The following is a 17,723-nucleotide window of genomic DNA, read 5'->3' as shown; positions in this document are numbered from 1 at the left end:
TTTAGCTATAGTTTGTGTAAAAGATGGCTTTGTTAATACTTATTTTATGTTTTTTATGATAATTTCAGGTATGGCTATATTTTTACGTGGTTTTATATTTTCTATAATGATTTCAGCTATATCTTCTGGATTCATCATTTTTGAAGTTTTATCTTCATCAAAAATACCTGCCCAAAAGTCTGTATTCATTCCACCCATATAAGCTGCAAAAACCGAGATTGGTGTTCCTGTTAATTCAACAACCAAACTTTCGGTAAATCCTTTAACGCCGAACTTACTTGCGCAATAAACCGATTCTGTTGCTTTTCCAATTAAACCTGCTGTAGAAACAATATTTACGATTGTTCCACTATTTTGTTTTTTCATTTGTTTTAATACTTCTTGTGAGCAGAAAATGGTTCCCTTAAGGTTAATATCGATCATATTATGTACAGCTTCTTCATTTAATTCCTCTGCAATATCAAAAATTCCAACACCTGCATTATTAAATAATAAATCAACTTTACCGTATGTTTGAATAATTGTATCGAAGACTCTTTTTACATCTTCATGTTTTGAAACATCAACTGTATGTATTGAATAGTTGTTTGGTAATTGTTTGCCAATTTCTCTTAGTTTATTTTCAGTTCTTCCTAACAAACAAATGTGTGCTCCATTTTCAGAATACTTTTTAGCTAATGACGCTCCTAAACCACTACCAGCGCCTGTGATTATTATAACTTGATTACCCAATTTAAAACCAACTTTCTATTTTAATTATTAATCCGAATAATTTCATTATAGCTATTAAACCAAAACATGATACAATTGTAAAAGTGTTTGTTTAGGAGGTCGATAAAATGAATACGACTAAAACGGATAAAATATCACGCTTTTTTAAACTATTACTTCCGATTTTAATCACTCAAGTGACATTATTTTCGATGTCATTTTTTGATACAATCATGTCTGGAAATAGTAGTCCAGGGGATTTAGCAGGAGTTGCGATCGGTGTAAGTATTTGGACTCCAATTAGTACAGGGTTAACTGGCATTTTAGTCGCAATAACGACTATGGTTGCCAATTTAAATGGTGCAAAACAGGATGAAAAAATAACGCCTCTCGTTATGCAGGCAATTTATTTGGCTGGGATTATTGCAATTATCATTATTATTATTGGTATTTTTTCTATCCATCCGATCTTAAATCATATGAATCTTGATCCGAAAGTTCATCGTGTTGCTCTTCATTTCTTATTTGCATTATCATTTGGAATTTTACCATTATTTCTATATACAGTTATTCGTCAGTTTATTGATGGTTTAGGTAAAACAAGAACTACTATGATTATTACAGTTATTTCAGTACCAGTTAACGTGATTTTAAATTATTTTCTTATATTCGGTAAAGCTGGTCTTCCGCGTTTAGGTGGCGTAGGTTCTGGAGTTGCGTCTGCAATAACGTATTGGATTATTTTTGGAATTGCTTTATACATTATTAAAACTAAAAAGCCATTTAGCACATTTAATCTATTTAAAAAACTTCCTCCAATTTCATTTGCAACTTGGAAAAGTATTTTAAAATTAGGAGTTCCAATTGGACTTAGTATCTTTTTTGAAGTAAGTGTATTCTCAGTCGTAACATTATTGTTAAGTGAGTTTGATACTGAAACAATTGCAGCACATACAGTGGCAATGAATTTTGCGAGTCTTCTTTATATGGTTCCATTAAGTATTTCAATGGCTTTAACAATTGCTGTCGGATATGAAGTTGGTGCAAAAGAGTTCCAAAATGCAAAAGAATATAGCAAAATTGGTTTAGTAATGGCAGTTTCAATTGCTTCATTTTTTGGTATCATCATCTACTTATTCCGATATGATGTAGCTGGATGGTATACGAATGATCCATCTGTACAAATTTTAGCAGGCGGATTCTTGATCTTCGCAGTGATGTTTCAGCTATTTGATGCCGTTGCTGCGCCAATCCAAGGTGCATTAAGAGGTTATAAAGATGTGAATGCCACATTAATTATGATGATTTTAGCTTATTGGGTAATAGCATTACCAGTCGGGTATGTACTCTCTAATACGAATCTTGGTGCAAAAGGATATTGGGTTGGATTAATTGTTGGTTTAGGAGTTTCAGCACTAACATTATCTTTCCGATTAGTACAACTACAAATAAAAAAACTAAAGCTATCTGAAGCTTAAATGAAAAGGATGGGAAGCACAATTGCTCACCCATCCTTTTTTTGTATTTCTACTCATCTTGTATCGTTATATTTGGATGATCATCATCCAATTGGTCAAGTAATTCGCTAGGGATATGTTTTGGGATTACATCTGGTGGGAGTTCACCACCCACACCTAAATAGTAATGTCGTATAGGCTTCAGTTCATCATTTAATTCATAAACTAATGGAATACTTGTTGGAATATTAAGAGAAGCTATTCCGTCAGCTGAGACTTGATCTAAATATTGGACAATCCCCCTTAACGTATTTCCATGTGCAGATATAATAACCTTTTTACCTGCTTTCAAAGCTGGTGCAATTTCTTCATCCCAATATTTCAACACTCTTTTTTCTGTATCCTCTAAATTTTCAGTTAGTGGAAATTCATCTTTTAATAAGTTTTTATAACGAGGTTCATTTATCTCATATCTTGGATCGTCTGGTTTTAGAGCAGGTGGTCTAACATTCATCGATCTTCTCCAAATATTAACCTGTTCTTCCCCATACTTTTTTGCTGTTTCAGATTTATTCAAACCTTGAAGTGAACCGTAATGACGTTCATTTAATCTCCATGTCTTATAAACTGGAATCCACATCATATCAATTTCGTTTAAAATAATCCATAATGTACGGATTGCTCTCTTAAGTACTGATGTATAGGCAACATCAAATGTAAATCCGTTTTTCCTTAAAATAATACCAGCTTCTCTTGCCTCGGAAAGTCCACTCTTTGTTAAGTCTACATCTGTCCAACCTGTGAACCGATTTTCAACATTCCATAAACTCTGTCCATGTCTGATTAATACAAGTTTAATCATATTGCTCTCCTTTAAAATCAATTAAATATGATATAGTTTGCTGAAATGTTCATAATTTGATTCAGAATTGATTAGAAGAGCAAAATCTTATGTATTTAGAATAATACACTATTTGTTTATTCGATTAATTTTTATTGAACTAAGTTCGATTGGGATATAAATTTTATTTTTAAGGACGATATTCCCCATTGAGTCATATAGATTTTCAATTAGTAATACGAATAAATTATTATTTGAACGTAATTCATAGTTTGAAGAAGGAAGGACTGATTCTGTAAATTTTATTTCGATAGTGGATGAATGGATTAACTTATAAATATCTTCTTCAAGTATTTTTAGTAGACTCTGCTGGTCGCTTAGATTCATTTGATATTGGGAAGCTGTCTCACTTGGAAACATTGTATAAGCATGAGCGACAATTTTATTTTTAGACTTGTACCATCTATTAAACCTAATCATCACTGCTGAATCTTGATTAAATATCTTTTTAACGTATTCATAATCATCCGAAAAACTAACTTCTAAATAAGCATCTACATCATCAATGGTTTCTGTACAACATTGAAAAATAGAATTATCTATTTTTTCTAAACCAACACTTCTTAAATTCACATTTTGTTTTATAAAGTTACCTTGCCCATGGACTGTTTCAATATAACCGTCCTCTTTTAGTAAACCCAATCCTTGTCTTAAGGTCATTCTACTAACATTCATCATCTTAGAAAGTTCAGGTTCTGGAGGTAGCTTACTTCCAATCGGATAAACTCCCTCATTAATTAGTTTAAATAATTTTTCATAAACCCCTACGTAAAGAGGTAATTTTTTTTTATTTTCAACGGACATAACAACACTCCTTACAAATATTATAACGAGTTATGAATTATTCGCAAACTTGTCGGTTAAGTGAAAATCACAAACACAATCATTATTCTTTTAAACCAAGTTAAAAAATTTTTAAAAATATTGTGTGAGAAAAAGTTGCTATTGATTTATATATTATGTTGAAATATAATTTAGTTGAAACATAATAGACAACGATGTATACAACTATACTTCATAGTATGAATTTATCATTTTGAACTTGTTACGTTATTTTATTTTGTAAACGGAAACATTTTAGGTAAGAATGATAACTTAAAGATAAATAAACATGTGAAATGTGAAAGAATATTAGTTGTATAGGTTTGTTAATTAAGTAAATGTAAAAAATTGAACAGGAGAGATAATAATATGACAACGCCACATAATACAGCCAAACCAGGAGATATTGCAAAAACAGTTTTAATGCCAGGAGATCCATTACGTGCAAAATACATTGCGGAAACATATCTAGAAAATCCAGTACAATTTAATACTGTACGTAATATGTTTGGCTATACAGGAACTTATAAAGGGAAACAAATATCTGTAATGGGATCTGGTATGGGTATGCCAAGTATAGGAATTTATTCATACGAATTATATAAATTTTATGATGTAGAAAATATTATCCGTGTTGGTAGTGCCGGAGCTTATACAGATAAACTAAACATTCATGATATAGTGCTTGTAGAAAGTGCTTGGAGTCAATCAACTTTTGCAAAAACTCAAGCAGGCGTAGAAGGTGACATTCAGTACCCTTGTGAATCTTTAACAAACAAAATTGAAGATACTGCAAAGCAAATTAATACTCCTATTGTTAAAGGAAGAATACATTCTAGTGATGTATTCTATTACGAAAGTTCAGTTCCAAATTTTGTTGATTTTTATAAAGACCATGAGTGTATTTGCACAGAAATGGAAAGCTATGCACTATTCCATAATGCGAAAGTATTAGGAAAGAAAGCAGCATGTTTACTTACTATTTCAGATTCTTTAGTTACTCATGAAGAGATTAGTGCTGAAGCAAGACAAACATCATTTGATAAAATGATGAAACTTTCATTAGAAGCTTGTTTGTAAAATAAACTCCCTTCTATTAAAGAAAGTTAGTGAAAAACAAAAAAGACGATTTCCGTTTTAGGATATCGTCTTTTTTGTTCTTGTGTAACTTAAGTATGCGAGAATACTTCTTTATTTAATTGCTTTACTCACTTTTAACTTTTTACCTTTAATCGTTGTATTCTCCATTGCTTGTAATACTAGTGATCCTTTTCCATTCAGAATATCAACATATGACATATTATCCTGAATGGTTATAATGCCAATATCATCCGCTGTCACTCCAGGGATTTTTGCGATTGTTCCAACAAAATCAACAGCTCGGATTTTCTTCTTTTTTCCGCCACTGAAATGGAGTTTCATAATATCTTGATTAATTCGGGCTGTTTTATTATTTCTTACAACTCGCCTGCTGTTAAGCTTTTCCTCAAAAGTAGCTTTTCCAGCAACGACGTCTTGATGTCTAGGAGCTTCTTTAGTAGGTATCTCGAAGCCGATGTAATTTTCAATTGCTTTAACGAACTTTCCTTCAAAACGTGTCGAAAACGTAATTGCTTTTCCTTTATTTCCTGCACGTCCAGTTCTCCCGGTTCTGTGTACATAGCTCTCTTTTTCCATAGGAACATCATAGTTGATGACTAGGGTTACATTATCAATATCAATACCTCTTGCAGCTACATCGGTTGCTACCAGATAGCGGAAGTTCCCCAGTTTAAAGCCTTCCATTACAGTAAACCGGTCTTCTTGTTCCATTCCCCCATGGAGTCTTTCACATGAATAATTAGCTTTTTCCAGTTCATTATACACAGCATCAACGTGTTCTTTAGTCCGGCAGAAAATTAAGCAGCTGTCTGGGTTTTCTACAACTGTGACGTCTTTAAGAAGTGAAATCTTTTCTTCTTCTTTCACTTCAATTAAAAAATGTTCAATGGTATCGGCCGTTACACCAGTTGATTCAATCTCAATATGAATAGGATCTTTCATATATTTATGACATAGATTTTCAACATCATTAGGTAAGGTTGCTGAAAAAACCATCGTTACCCTGTTTAAAGGTAGCCGGTTGATAATTGCTTCTACTTCGTCGATAAAACCTCTATTAAGCATCTCATCAGCTTCATCTATAATAAGATACTTTATTTGATCTATATCCAGAGTTTCTCGTTCAAGATGGTCCATGACCCGTCCAGGTGTACCAACGACTACATGTGTTTTTTGTTCCAATTCTACCTTTTGTTTAGAAAAAGGTTCTTTTCCATAAACGGCCACCGCTTTTATGCGTTTAAATCTTCCAATATTCGTAATATCTTCACGGACTTGAGCTGCAAGCTCCCTAGTTGGTGTAAGAATTAAAGCCTGTGGTTTTTTTTCCTCCCATTCGATCATTTCGCAAACAGGAATACTATATGAGGCAGTCTTGCCGCTCCCAGTTTGAGATTTTACGACTAGATCTTCATTTTCCATTGCTAATGGAATGACCTTACTTTGAACTTCAGTTGGAGTTTCGTATTTTAATACAGCTAATGCTCTTTTAATTTCCTCGCTTACATGATAGTCCGCAAAACTTCTTTTATTCATTTCTTAACCTCGTTTTTTGTTTTTTCGATATATGGATAGAATTCTCCGTAAGAAAAATCATATTCATTAATTGAATATGATTCATTATACTTGAAAAATGCAAGACAAACAGGTTTTTATTTTCAAATTTAAAAAGTAATAGATAGAATTGACAGGAATTTAAAGAATTCTATTTTCGAGAAAGACTGGGTTGAGTTTATTGTGCGTAAACCAAACATGGACTTATCAGTACTAGATTTATTTTTAATTGTTTCAGCTGTTTTCAAATGTGTACTTTGAACTAATTTTTCGTATTCACCTTTATTAAAAATAATCGGCGAAAAAAGGAGCTGAATGATATAATCATCAGCTCCTTTACATAGTTTTACTAATTCATGCATTAGTATATTTTACTGTCATATTTTTTGAACTTCGTTTAATCCAACTGTATCTATGTATTCGTTCCACTCTTCTCGTAATATCCCCATGCGAATCGAGTCATAATATGTTCCATCATAGAAACGACATTTTCTTAACCTAGCTTCCATTGTCATTCCTAATTTTTCTCCAACTTTAATCATACGATGATTTCCAGACCATGTTGTATAACCCACCCGTACAAGAGGTAATGTATTAAATAAATGATTAATCCAAAGTTTTAAAGCTCTTGTACCAAAACCTCCACTCCAATATTGGGGATCATAAATACCTATTCCAATCTCAAGCCAATTAGAAGGTTTATGTTCCCAATAGTAGCTAACTGTGCCAATGATTTTTACATCTACATCAATAATCCATATATTTTCTTGGTTTACAACAGTATCCTTAGTTTTTAAATAGTCCTCAAAAGTAATAGCTTTATGTTCAAAATATGGTGCATCCCATTTTTTCCACTCTGGTGAACTCTCTTTATACATCAAAGTCCAAAGTGAATATAAGTCTTCTTCATTTATTGGTCTAATTCGTAGCAACAAATCATTATACAAATATTACTCCTCCATTTATCACTATTGAACTACTTCATGCGTTAGCTTAACAAGATTTTTATTTGACAATTCAACATTGTTAAATATAGTTGGAATCGCTTTATTAATGTAATGTACTAATTGTTTCATTTGTTCAAAAAAATGTTCATTATTAGGTTCGCCTATATTTACTGCTGTTTGTTGTCCATTGTAAACCTCGTTGAATAATCGAATATCTCGATTATATTGTTGCTTAATGAATTCTTTATGTAATTCACTCATCCCAATAATAAGTTCATACTTATTAAAGCAAGAATCATCAAATTGTTTTCGTTCGAATCCAGAAGTATCAATACCAAATTCATTCATTATATTAAAATGAATTGTAGAGTATTTACGAATATCACTATTAGCCCTAATGCCCGCAGATGCCACTTTAACTGTCGTATTATTTGTCTTTTGTAGATAATCCTTCATACAAAATTCAGCAATTACACTTCTAGTAAAATTATCGGTGCAAACAAAAAGAATGTTCATTGCTATCTCCCTCTATAATCTATTAATGGATCTACCTAAAACTTTTATTGTATAATAAGATCCTTGTCCGTATAAAGGACTCCAAAAAGTTTCGTGTAAAGATATAATCACTTTTCCACCATCTTGTAATTTACCAAATACTTCTCTTGTTGTTTCAACGTCATTAATTAATATAGCTAAAGTGGTTTGATCGCCAATTTGATATGGTAGACCTGTAAATGGATCAGAAATCATTAAATCTGTTGAACCAACTTTGAGATGTGCATGTAAGATACGATTTTTTTCTTCATCAGATAGGTTTGTATATTCTTCCCCAGGCATGTCGCCAAATCTTTGAAGAATAAGGGTCTTTGTATTGAATGCATGTTCATAAAATGAAACAGCTTCCTGCCCATTTCCATTCAATATTAGATAAGGATTGATAACTAAAATCATAAAAAACACCTTTATTTAAAATTTTAATCTAATCTCTTCATCTTCTTAGCTTTTAATGTGATCTACTTTAGCTTTGCAGGGTCGTCACGATTAAGTTCCCAATTTTATAATTTCTACTTTAAGTTCTTCATTCCTTCAATTTTAGCCCTGATTTAAATGCATTAATGAATTCGTTAAAAGTAAAAAACGGTTATTAATCTATATGTGCATTTAGATTAAAAAGAAAATCAACAATCTACTTTTTAACAGAACGTATTATTCAAACTATTATTAATTCAAAGACTGGATTTTTCAGAAAATTCATTTTATAATATTAAAAATGTATTTTTTGAATGGCCCCTCTTATTATTGCTTTCTTATTTTAGGAAATCTGAATTTAATAAATCAAATGATTGTAAAAATGTGCCAATTAAATTGACTCTTTTTTATTAACATTTATTCTTTAAATCTACCCATTAAAATCGTATTATAATATCTCCCGTTAGAAAGTACCTTATCTTTTTTTAATACTCCTTCAACTTCAAAGCCTAACTTTTCATATAGTTTAATTGCTTTTTCATTTGTTTCTAGAACACTCAAATTTATTTTGTGAATATGATTTGCGTCTGCCCAAGAAATTGCTTGTTTTAAAAGATTTTTACCGATGCCGTATCCCCAAAATTCTTTTAAGACACAGACGCCAAATTCTACTTTATGAGAAAGTCTTTTTAATTGACTACCTTCACATCTAGCAAAACCAACTATTCTATTTTCAACCTTAGCTACTAAAAATAAATTATTTATAGTTTCTGTATCACAGATAATTATTTGTTCAAAGCCTTTTGGATCGATAAATGCTTCTCCTGCTTCTCGGTCTAAATTTTCTGTCTCGCCATCTATCAGTACCCTCAAACTAGATAATTGTTTCGCGTCAGTAAGTACTGCATGTCTAATAATATATTGAAGGTTTTTTATCGTAAATTTCTGAGGTTGTATTTTCATCATATACTCCTTACACTGGTATTCTTAATTTTATTAAAAAGATTGATTATTTGTGTACTTCTTCAATTAGAGTGGATAAGCCTCATTAATAAATATTCATACTAAAAGAGATCATCCTAATGTTAATATTAAAAGTTTTTAAACTAAACTATATTAATATGAAAGAGGTGTATCAAAGTGGAATTTAGAAGTAGTGGAAGGCTTTCTAATTTTTTAGTTTCAATACTGTTCACGATTTGCATGATTACATTCATCTTTTATGTACAAAAGCATGGTTTTCCTAATACGATTAAGTCATATTTGATAATAACAATCGTAGGCTTCACCTTCTTAGCTTATATCGGTTATATTCGTAGTATGGTGATCAGGATAAACGATTACGGTGTTACATACGAACATTGGGGTTTTAAGCGAACGATTCCTGCTCATCATATTACACGTGTAAATTTACAATATCGTTATAAAGAGACACCTTCACATAGTGCTTATCTAGTAATTAACCATCCCGAAGAATCTATTTTCATCCCATCTATGATGTTTCAAGGTCAAATCGAACGAATAACGAAAGAAATCAGAGATATAATGATCTACTAAATTTAATCTAATTAAAAGAACTGAAGTGAAGCTTCAGTTCTTTCTGTATTCAAGTAAATGATCTTTTTGTTAAATTAAAGCTTAACTGCATCGACAATGATGGAAGGAAACAGGACTTTTTCCCCGTGATTTCTAGGATCATATTTTTTTGATCGGAAAATAACACCATCCTTGCCATCCCATTCTTTAAAATGAAAAATTCCTTCTTCATCATAGTATTCTAGCAGTGTAACTTCAAAACCCGCTGTTTTAAACATGTTAACTAGTGTTTTATAATTATATACAATTTTGTGGCTTGCAGCAGGATGATCTTTTGGGCCAGGTCCACCAACTTTAACAATACTTTGATACGTTTCGTCTTGAAAAAAACCATCTGGTACAGCACAACGAATGTAACCTGATGGTTTTAAATATTCATAACAAACTTTAGCGGCTTCTAAACCTTCTTCATATGTAAGATGTTCCCATACATGTTCAGCTAAAATAGCAGTAATTGAATTTTTCTCAAATTTATTTTCCCAAGTTGACTTAACTAATAAATTAAGTTCTTCCTCCTGAGTTTGAATCCATGTTGGATTATTGTTATATTCTCCAGCTCCAATTACAACTTTTAATTCATCTTGTTTAATCACCAATAGATTCACCTCATATTATATTTTGACCGATTAATTATCTTCTGCAAAACTTACATGAATTCCTTCTATAAAACGTAGAAAAATGTCAAAATTTAGAAGTGAATATTATTTGAGATATTCTTCTATCAGGATTCCATAAATCCATTTCAAAAATCATTTAGATTCTTATACTTTATCTTGGGTATAATAATTCCAGTAAATGGAGGCGATATCAAATGACTATTGATCGAATTTGTACGATTGGACCAGCAAGTTTTGATAAAAAAATATTGTCTGAATTGATTGAACACGGCATGACGATTGCAAGACTCAATTTTTCACACGGAACACATGAAAGTCATCAAAATGTCATTGAACTAATAAAATCAATAAGAAAAGAGACAGGAAAAGAAATCAAGATATTAGGAGACCTCCAAGGTCCAAAAATTCGATTAGGAAAAATTGAAGGTGAAAAAATAAATCTTGAACCTAATCAAACTTTTACACTCGTAATTGATGAGATTACAGGTGATCGTAATCAAGCCAGTGTTGATTATAAAGGGTTAATAAACGATGTAAAGCGAGGAGATCGTATATTAATTAATGATGGTGCAGTGGAGTTATTAGTTGAAAATATCGAACAAAATAAGATTGTCACATCTGTGAAAACTGGTGGCGAAATTTCTTCACATAAAGGGGTTAATTTACCTGGAGTCGTTACAAGTTTGCCTGCTATTACTGAAAAAGACCGAAAAGACATCGAATTCATTTTGCAAGAAGGTTTAGATTATATTGCATGCTCCTTTATTCGACGAGCATCGCATTTACAAGAAATCAGAAGTTTTATGAATTCAAAAAGTGATAAAACACCTCAATTAATAGCAAAAATTGAAACGATAGAAGCAATAAAAAATTTCCAGGAAATTAATAAAGAAACGGATGCATTAATGATTGCTCGTGGTGATTTAGGTGTTGAACTACCCTATCAATGTATTCCTCTCTTACAAAGAGCAATGATTCATGAGTGTAATTCAAATGGGACATATGTGATCACAGCAACTCAAATGCTACAATCAATGGTAGATAATTCATTACCTACAAGAGCTGAAGTAACTGATGTATTTCAAGCTGTGATGGATGGTACGAATGCCGTAATGCTATCGGCTGAAAGTGCTGCTGGCCATCATCCGATTGAAAGCATTGAAACATTAAAGCTTGTATCTCAATTTGCGGAGACCGTTAAATCGAAATCTCCGTTTGATTTTGATGATATGCTTGAATTGATCAATTCAACTATCAAATAACTTACAAACTAAAACGCCCTTACTTAAAGGGCGTTTTTAAAATACTTGCATTCACTTTTCTTTTTTATAAAATCGTTCACCTGTATCTGGATTATAGTAAACTCTTGTTTTCTCCCCAGTTACTGGATCAATATTCACTTCACTAGTTCGTTCAAAACCCTCTGGTATATGGTTTCCATGATTTCGATTAAATCGTTTATCGAATATAAAATAACCAAGAATTAAACAAATAATGAGAAATAATATTTGGATACCATAAAAACCGAAAATAAATGTTTTCACTATATTTTCCCGACTCCTATAGACGTTCCATATGCTACAATGTCACTCATATTGTACTTCATGTAAACAGACCTCCTATAAGTAATTGATATTACACTAACTAATATATGTACATCATTTTGAACGTTCGAAATCATAACTTTAAAGACCATGCAGTAATCTATCAAGCAAGTTTAATTTCTTCCTCCAAAATTGCCTTATCACATCATTAATTTGATTATATCAAGTTTATTTTTTTAGGTCTACGTGAGGGTTAAAGTTCCGTAAGATTTTAATAATGGTTCGTCTTGATAATTTTACAAGGTGTTAAGGGTCATATAGAGTGTATTACCATTTAATTATATATATGGATATTGGGGAAATAAAGAAAATACCACGAATGTGAACTTATATATATTCTTATTTACCTCTCAAATAGGCAATGCTTTTATCTATAAACGGTTCTTTTGTTCCTTCTATTAAAATATTTATATTTGGCTTTTTTTCCTTAATTAAACCAAATAGCTTATTGTAATTTAACAAACCTTGCCCTACTGGTACTTGTTTTAATGAACCACTCTCGATAATAAAATCTTTCGCATGGAAAATAATCATTTTGTCTCCTAATATTTCAAATGCCTTTTCAAAAATCTCCTCCTGATTTATATAGTTTTTAATGGTCAATAGATTAACCGGATCAAAAATCACTTGGAGATTAGGAGAGTCAATCATATCTAAAAGACGCTTCATAGTTGTTACAGAATAAATCGGATGATTTACTCCCGCTTCGATTCCAACAATGACACCATATTTTTCAGCCTCTTTAACAAGTTCTGAAACACTTTCAACTACTGCCAAAAAAGGTTTTTCTTTAAAGTTTTCTTCTGTATATATAATTTCTGCATTGACATTACCCGTTTCTGTTGCCACAATGCTGCAGCCAAAATCCTTTGAGTATCTTAGATGCTCTTTGAAACGATCCATCCCTTTTCTTCTCTCTATCGGATCTGGATGAATCATATTAAAATAACAGCCCAAAACGACAATTTGAATCCCTTTGTCAGAAAAGGCATTTCCAATATGTTGGGCAATATCAGATGAAAGACTGCCAACTCCTGAATAAAATGCCGGCAAAGACTTGCTTAGAGCAAGCTGAACTCTGGTCAATCCTTTAGCTGCTATTTCATTTACGAGTTTTTCTAAATCATTTGTATCGATATCATGGGCTCTGATCCCTAAATTCACAAAGAAACACCTCTTTCGTTCTATTAAGAAGCCGTACCAAAAAATTTGGTACGGTGCTTTTGTTTTAAGCTTGTTCTTCCGTGTTATCTGGCAAGCCAACTTCCATCAACATATGCTACAGAGATTTGTATAGCTTCTTCTTTTGAATCTGCTCTAACAAAGGCAACTACACTAAATCTGTATGTTTTTTTACAAGAATTCTAGTTTCATTGTAAATGAGTAACCAAGAATTATAATGTCACTCCGCTTTTGAAAATAGAGATTTCACGAAAGTCATTCTTTTCGTTATTAACCATTTCACCACTGGCCACTTTGACGATATAATCAACAAAATCACTTAGGACTTGCTCAGCCGAGAAATGATCTTCCAATAAGGTTCCGGCATTAAAATCAATCCAATGAGGTTTTGATTCATAAATCTGGGAATTTGTAGAAATTTTAACTGTCGGAACAAAGGTTCCAAAAGGTGTTCCCCTACCTGTTGTAAACAGAACCATTTGACATCCTGCCGCAGCAAGAGCTGTAGAAGCAATTAAATCATTTCCTGGTGCGCTAAGTAGATTTAGACCTTTTGTTTTAAGGACCTCCCCATACTTCAAGACATCGACAACGATTGACGTTCCTGCCTTTTGAGTACAACCAAGTGATTTATCCTCAAGAGTTGTGATTCCTCCTGCCTTATTTCCAGGTGAAGGGTTTTCATAAATTGGCTGATTATGTTGTAGGAAATAGTCTTTAAAATCATTAATTAAAACGACTATTTTATGAAATACCTCCTCACTGGCTGCACGTTCCATTAAAATTTTTTCTGCGCCAAACATTTCTGGAACTTCGGTAAGAACCGTTGTACCGCCTTGAGCAATGAGGTAGTCAGAAAATCTGCCGAGTAGTGGATTAGCTGTGATGCCAGAGAAACCATCAGAACCGCCGCATTTTAAACCTACTTTTAATTCTGAAAGTGGAATATCCTCCCTTTTATCTTGTTTTGCTGCTTCATAGAGTTCCAATACTAACTTAAAGCCTTCTTCAATTTCATCCGTAACAGCCTGTGAAATTAAAAATTTAACTCTATTTCCATTCACATTACCTAGAGCTTTTTTAAATTCCGGTAGTTCATTGTTTTCGCATCCAAGCCCCAAAACTAGGATCCCTCCTGCATTTGGATGGTTGACCGCATTCACTAAAATTTGTTTCGTATTTTGATGGTCATCACCCAGCTGGGAACATCCATAACTATGCTTCAAAACTAAGACATTATCAAAAGGTGTATAATCCCCTATATATTTCTCGAAACGTTTAATAATTTTTTCAGCAATTCCATTTACACAGCCTACTGTCGGTACAATCCAAAGTTCATTTCGAATCCCTATTGACCCATTTTCCCGTCGATAGCCCTTAAATGTCCTATTTTCATTATTATATTGATTTGTGGTTTGAACTGGATTGTAGTTGTATTCTTCAGTGCCTGATAAATTGGTTTTTGTATTATGAGTATGGACGAGTTCACCAGGTGCAATCCTAGTTAAGGCATGCCCTATCGGGTACCCGTACTTTATGATATCTTCATTTTCTAATATTTCTTTAGTGGCTACCTTATGGCCTCTATAAATCACTTCTTTTAGTTGTATCGATACGCCATTAACATTTAATTGTTCGCCCTTTTTAAAATCTTTTAAAGCAAGTATGATATTATCGTTACCATTAATTTTAAGGAAATCTCTCATCTATCCTAGTCCTCCTTATTTATGAGTCGATGTTAGAGATAATTCTATTAACGCATTCCTTACTCCCAGTTTTTCGATAAGTCTGAGGTGTTTTGTTACGGTGTCTGTTAGATTTGAAATCGTATTTAAATTCATTTCCCAAATCTTCGTTTCACAAAGTACTCTTTCTGCCAGTAAGTTTAAGTTTATTTTCTTATTTTCGTACATTTCCCAAGTAGATTGAAAGAATTCCAGTGTCTCAGTTCGATCTTGCAAACTAATATTTTCTTCTCCCCGTTTTCCTCGGTAAAAGTAGATAAGGCAGCTCAAAGCAAAAACCATCCTCGTCGGAAGTACGTTAGTTTTCTTTATGTAATCAATAAGAGTAGGTAAATTTCTTGTAATAAACTTAGAAATTGAATTTAAGGAAATACTCATTAAATAATGCCTAATAAATGGATTAGCAAACCGAATTAAGATTTCCTCAGCATAGTTTTCAAGGTCCGCAGTATTTCCTTTTAAAGTAGGTATAATTTCCTCGCTTATCATTTCTCTGATAAAGGATCCTACTTCTTTGTCACTCACTGCTTCTTCAACAGTTTCTAATCCGGATAAATACGCGATAGGTGTCATTGCTGTGTGAGCCCCATTAAGAATCCTAACTTTACGAGTTCGGAAAGGGGTTAAATCCTTTACAATTATCGTATTTAGTCCCGTTCCACTAAAGGGAAGCTCGTGTTTAATCCACTCCGGCCCTTCAATTACCCAGAGATGATACTGTTCACCTACCACCATTAATTCATCCTGATAGCCAAGCATCTCCGTTTTTTCACTGAAGGTATCCGAAGGAAATCCAGGAACAATTCGATCAACAAGACTTGAACAAAATGTATTTGCCTGCTCGATCCAATTGATAAACCCACTTCCAAGGTTCCAGTTTTGCGCATATTTTAGTACTAGTTCCTTCAGTTTCATCCCGTTATTTTCAATTAGTTCACAAGGAATAATGATACAGCCTCGTTTTGGGTCTCCGGAAAAAGCCTGGAATCGATGAAATAGGAAGGCAGTTAATTTTCCGGGAAAACTATTCTGAGGCTGATCGTTTAATTTATCCTTAGGATCATAAGCAATGCCTGCCTCAGTCGTATTGCTTATGATAAATCGAAGTTCCTCCTTAGCGGCCAGCTCTATATACGCTTGATATTCAGTAAAAAGGTTTATTCCACGATTGATTGAATCAATGACCATATGTTCATTTACATGGCAACCATCTTTGATCCCCTGTAAAAAAAGGGTAAATAATCCATCTTGTCGTTTTAGCTTTTCAATCATTTCAAAGCTTTTGGGCTGAAGTACAACGATACTTCCATTAAAGTCGGTTTTTTCGTTCAAGACCTGTACTTGCCAATCAACAAAGGCTCTTAAAAAGTTCCCTTCTCCAAATTGAAGAATCTTTTCAGGGTAGATACGGGTTCCTTTATAATTCTCTCGATTTAACTTTTGCATAGTCAACACTCCTAACTTTTTATGCACACGTTAACATTTTTGAATATACCCCGCTATAAATTTAGGGGTAAGCTATATGAATTTCTTTACTGAATTTCTTATGATTAGTTCAGTTTTTAATAATATTTTTTCAGCTTCTTGCTCATCTCCAAGGATAAGCGAAAGTATTTTTTTTGCACCAAGAATGCTAATTTGTTCTAAAGGACGCTTTACAGTCGTTAGTCTTGGCGTGGTATATTGTGAGAACCCAATATCATCAAAACCAATCACCGAAATATCATCAGGAACTTTAAACCCTTTTGCAAATACTGCGTTCATTGCTCCAATAGCCATGTCATCATTTGAACAAAATACCGCAGTTGGGGGGTTCTTCAAAGCCAATAAGTTTCCCATAGCCTTGTATCCACTTTCCATATCATAATTTCCCTGAACTGAATATTCAATTTTTATGGGAATGTTATTTTCAATTAATGCTTTCATGTAACCTTCTTTTCGCTTTTGTGATGATTTAAAACTTGATGTTCCTTCGATAATCGCTATTTCACGATGTCCATTTTCTATCAAGTAATTTACTGCCTTACGTGATCCTTCTGTATCATTACTTAAGATGTTAATAAGATTTTCTTCTTCAACTTTTCTATTTAGGACAACTAGAGGAATTCCTTTTTGCAATACATGATAGATAAATGTGTTGTCATAGACGCTTTGGCTCATTAAGATAATTCCATCAAACCTTTGAGAATTTATACTGGAATAATCTTGATAATCATCGATACCACGAATGTACAAGTTATAATCCTGGTTTATAATGCTATTGACACCCTTAATCGTATCAGCCAGAAAACTTGCAGATGTACCCTTACTGATACTTGTTAAAAATAATCCAATTGTATAGGATTTCTGCATCACTAAACTTTTCGCATTAAAATTTGGTGTATAGTTTAGCTGATAGGCAATCTCAAGAATTTTTCTTTTCGTTGGTTCTTTAATTAAAGGGCTGTTGTTAAGGGCCCTAGACACTGTTGTATGTGATACATTGGCTAACTTAGCAATATCTTTTATTGTAACCAT

18 protein-coding genes are annotated in these 17,723 nt (G+C 32.7%); 4 read left to right on the top strand and 14 right to left on the bottom strand.

Annotation, left to right across the window (positions count from 1 at the left end):
• Positions 1-39: 39 nt before the first annotated feature.
• Positions 40-732: an SDR family oxidoreductase gene (locus B6K90_RS06130; RefSeq protein WP_088011849.1), complete on the bottom strand. Its 693-nt coding sequence runs from the start codon at positions 730-732 to the stop codon at positions 40-42.
• 107 nt (positions 733-839) lie between these two features.
• Here B6K90_RS06130 and B6K90_RS06125 point away from each other — a divergent pair, with 107 nt between their 5' ends.
• Positions 840-2,189, top strand: coding sequence for an MATE family efflux transporter (locus B6K90_RS06125; protein ID WP_088011848.1), 1,350 nt, complete (start codon positions 840-842; stop codon positions 2,187-2,189).
• A 49-nt stretch (positions 2,190-2,238) separates the two neighbouring features.
• On the opposite strand, the gene gpmA is transcribed toward B6K90_RS06125, so the two are convergent.
• Positions 2,239-3,030: a 2,3-diphosphoglycerate-dependent phosphoglycerate mutase gene (gene gpmA, locus B6K90_RS06120; protein WP_088011847.1), complete on the bottom strand. Its 792-nt coding sequence runs from the start codon at positions 3,028-3,030 to the stop codon at positions 2,239-2,241.
• Between the two features lie 108 nt (positions 3,031-3,138).
• Complete coding sequence (locus tag B6K90_RS06115) at positions 3,139-3,873, bottom strand: GntR family transcriptional regulator (RefSeq protein ID WP_088011846.1); 735 nt, start codon at positions 3,871-3,873, stop codon at positions 3,139-3,141.
• Positions 3,874-4,260: 387 nt separating this feature from the next.
• Here B6K90_RS06115 and deoD point away from each other — a divergent pair, with 387 nt between their 5' ends.
• Positions 4,261-4,971 (top strand): purine-nucleoside phosphorylase, encoded by a 711-nt coding sequence (deoD, locus tag B6K90_RS06110; protein ID WP_088011845.1) that lies wholly within the window; start codon positions 4,261-4,263, stop codon positions 4,969-4,971.
• Positions 4,972-5,082: 111 nt separating this feature from the next.
• Here the strand turns inward: deoD and B6K90_RS06105 are convergent, their stop codons facing one another.
• From B6K90_RS06105 to B6K90_RS06085, 5 genes are all read right to left on the bottom strand, one after another.
• A complete protein-coding gene (locus B6K90_RS06105; protein ID WP_088011844.1) occupies positions 5,083-6,528 on the bottom strand; it encodes a DEAD/DEAH box helicase in 1,446 nt (481 codons plus the stop codon).
• Positions 6,529-6,923: 395 nt separating this feature from the next.
• Entirely contained in the window at positions 6,924-7,493 is a 570-nt protein-coding gene (locus tag B6K90_RS06100) for a GNAT family N-acetyltransferase (RefSeq protein WP_088011843.1), read from the bottom strand.
• 21 nt (positions 7,494-7,514) lie between these two features.
• Complete coding sequence (locus tag B6K90_RS06095) at positions 7,515-8,009, bottom strand: arsenate reductase/protein-tyrosine-phosphatase family protein (RefSeq protein ID WP_088011842.1); 495 nt, start codon at positions 8,007-8,009, stop codon at positions 7,515-7,517.
• Between the two features lie 12 nt (positions 8,010-8,021).
• Positions 8,022-8,444 carry a VOC family protein gene (locus tag B6K90_RS06090; protein ID WP_088011841.1) on the bottom strand — a complete coding sequence of 141 codons (423 nt, stop codon included), beginning with the start codon at positions 8,442-8,444 and terminating at the stop codon, positions 8,022-8,024.
• 435 nt (positions 8,445-8,879) lie between these two features.
• Positions 8,880-9,425 (bottom strand): GNAT family N-acetyltransferase, encoded by a 546-nt coding sequence (locus B6K90_RS06085; protein ID WP_088011840.1) that lies wholly within the window; start codon positions 9,423-9,425, stop codon positions 8,880-8,882.
• A gap of 177 nt (positions 9,426-9,602) precedes the next feature.
• Between B6K90_RS06085 and B6K90_RS06080 the strand changes: the two genes are divergently transcribed.
• Positions 9,603-10,019, top strand: a complete 417-nt coding sequence (locus B6K90_RS06080) for a hypothetical protein (RefSeq protein WP_088011839.1) — start codon at positions 9,603-9,605, stop codon at positions 10,017-10,019.
• Positions 10,020-10,093: 74 nt separating this feature from the next.
• On the opposite strand, the gene B6K90_RS06075 is transcribed toward B6K90_RS06080, so the two are convergent.
• Positions 10,094-10,654, bottom strand: coding sequence for a class I SAM-dependent methyltransferase (locus tag B6K90_RS06075; protein WP_088011838.1), 561 nt, complete (start codon positions 10,652-10,654; stop codon positions 10,094-10,096).
• Positions 10,655-10,869: 215 nt separating this feature from the next.
• Between B6K90_RS06075 and B6K90_RS06070 the strand changes: the two genes are divergently transcribed.
• Positions 10,870-11,937, top strand: coding sequence for a pyruvate kinase (locus tag B6K90_RS06070; RefSeq protein ID WP_088011837.1), 1,068 nt, complete (start codon positions 10,870-10,872; stop codon positions 11,935-11,937).
• Positions 11,938-11,988: 51 nt separating this feature from the next.
• On the opposite strand, the gene B6K90_RS06065 is transcribed toward B6K90_RS06070, so the two are convergent.
• The 5 genes from B6K90_RS06065 to B6K90_RS06045 all read right to left on the bottom strand — a co-directional run bounded on the left by B6K90_RS06065 (position 11,989) and on the right by B6K90_RS06045 (position 17,723).
• Positions 11,989-12,219, bottom strand: a complete 231-nt coding sequence (locus tag B6K90_RS06065; RefSeq protein ID WP_170927388.1) for a hypothetical protein — start codon at positions 12,217-12,219, stop codon at positions 11,989-11,991.
• A 399-nt stretch (positions 12,220-12,618) separates the two neighbouring features.
• Positions 12,619-13,443, bottom strand: a complete 825-nt coding sequence (locus B6K90_RS06060) for a sugar phosphate isomerase/epimerase family protein (protein ID WP_088011835.1) — start codon at positions 13,441-13,443, stop codon at positions 12,619-12,621.
• 230 nt (positions 13,444-13,673) lie between these two features.
• Positions 13,674-15,167, bottom strand: coding sequence for a UxaA family hydrolase (locus B6K90_RS06055; protein ID WP_088011834.1), 1,494 nt, complete (start codon positions 15,165-15,167; stop codon positions 13,674-13,676).
• Positions 15,168-15,182: 15 nt separating this feature from the next.
• The gene (locus tag B6K90_RS06050) at positions 15,183-16,652 is read right to left on the bottom strand and encodes a tagaturonate reductase (protein ID WP_088011833.1); all 1,470 of its coding nucleotides are present in this window, start codon (positions 16,650-16,652) and stop codon (positions 15,183-15,185) included.
• Between the two features lie 72 nt (positions 16,653-16,724).
• On the bottom strand, positions 16,725-17,723 hold the full coding sequence (locus B6K90_RS06045; RefSeq protein ID WP_088011832.1) for a LacI family DNA-binding transcriptional regulator: 999 nt from the start codon (positions 17,721-17,723) through the stop codon (positions 16,725-16,727).

It is taken from the genome of Gottfriedia acidiceleris (assembly GCF_002128425.1).
In the GTDB taxonomy this organism is placed as follows: Bacteria; Bacillota; Bacilli; order Bacillales; family Bacillaceae_G; genus Gottfriedia; species Gottfriedia acidiceleris.
Note: the sequence above shows the minus strand (reverse complement) of the source record. Positions and strands in the feature narration are given on the sequence as shown.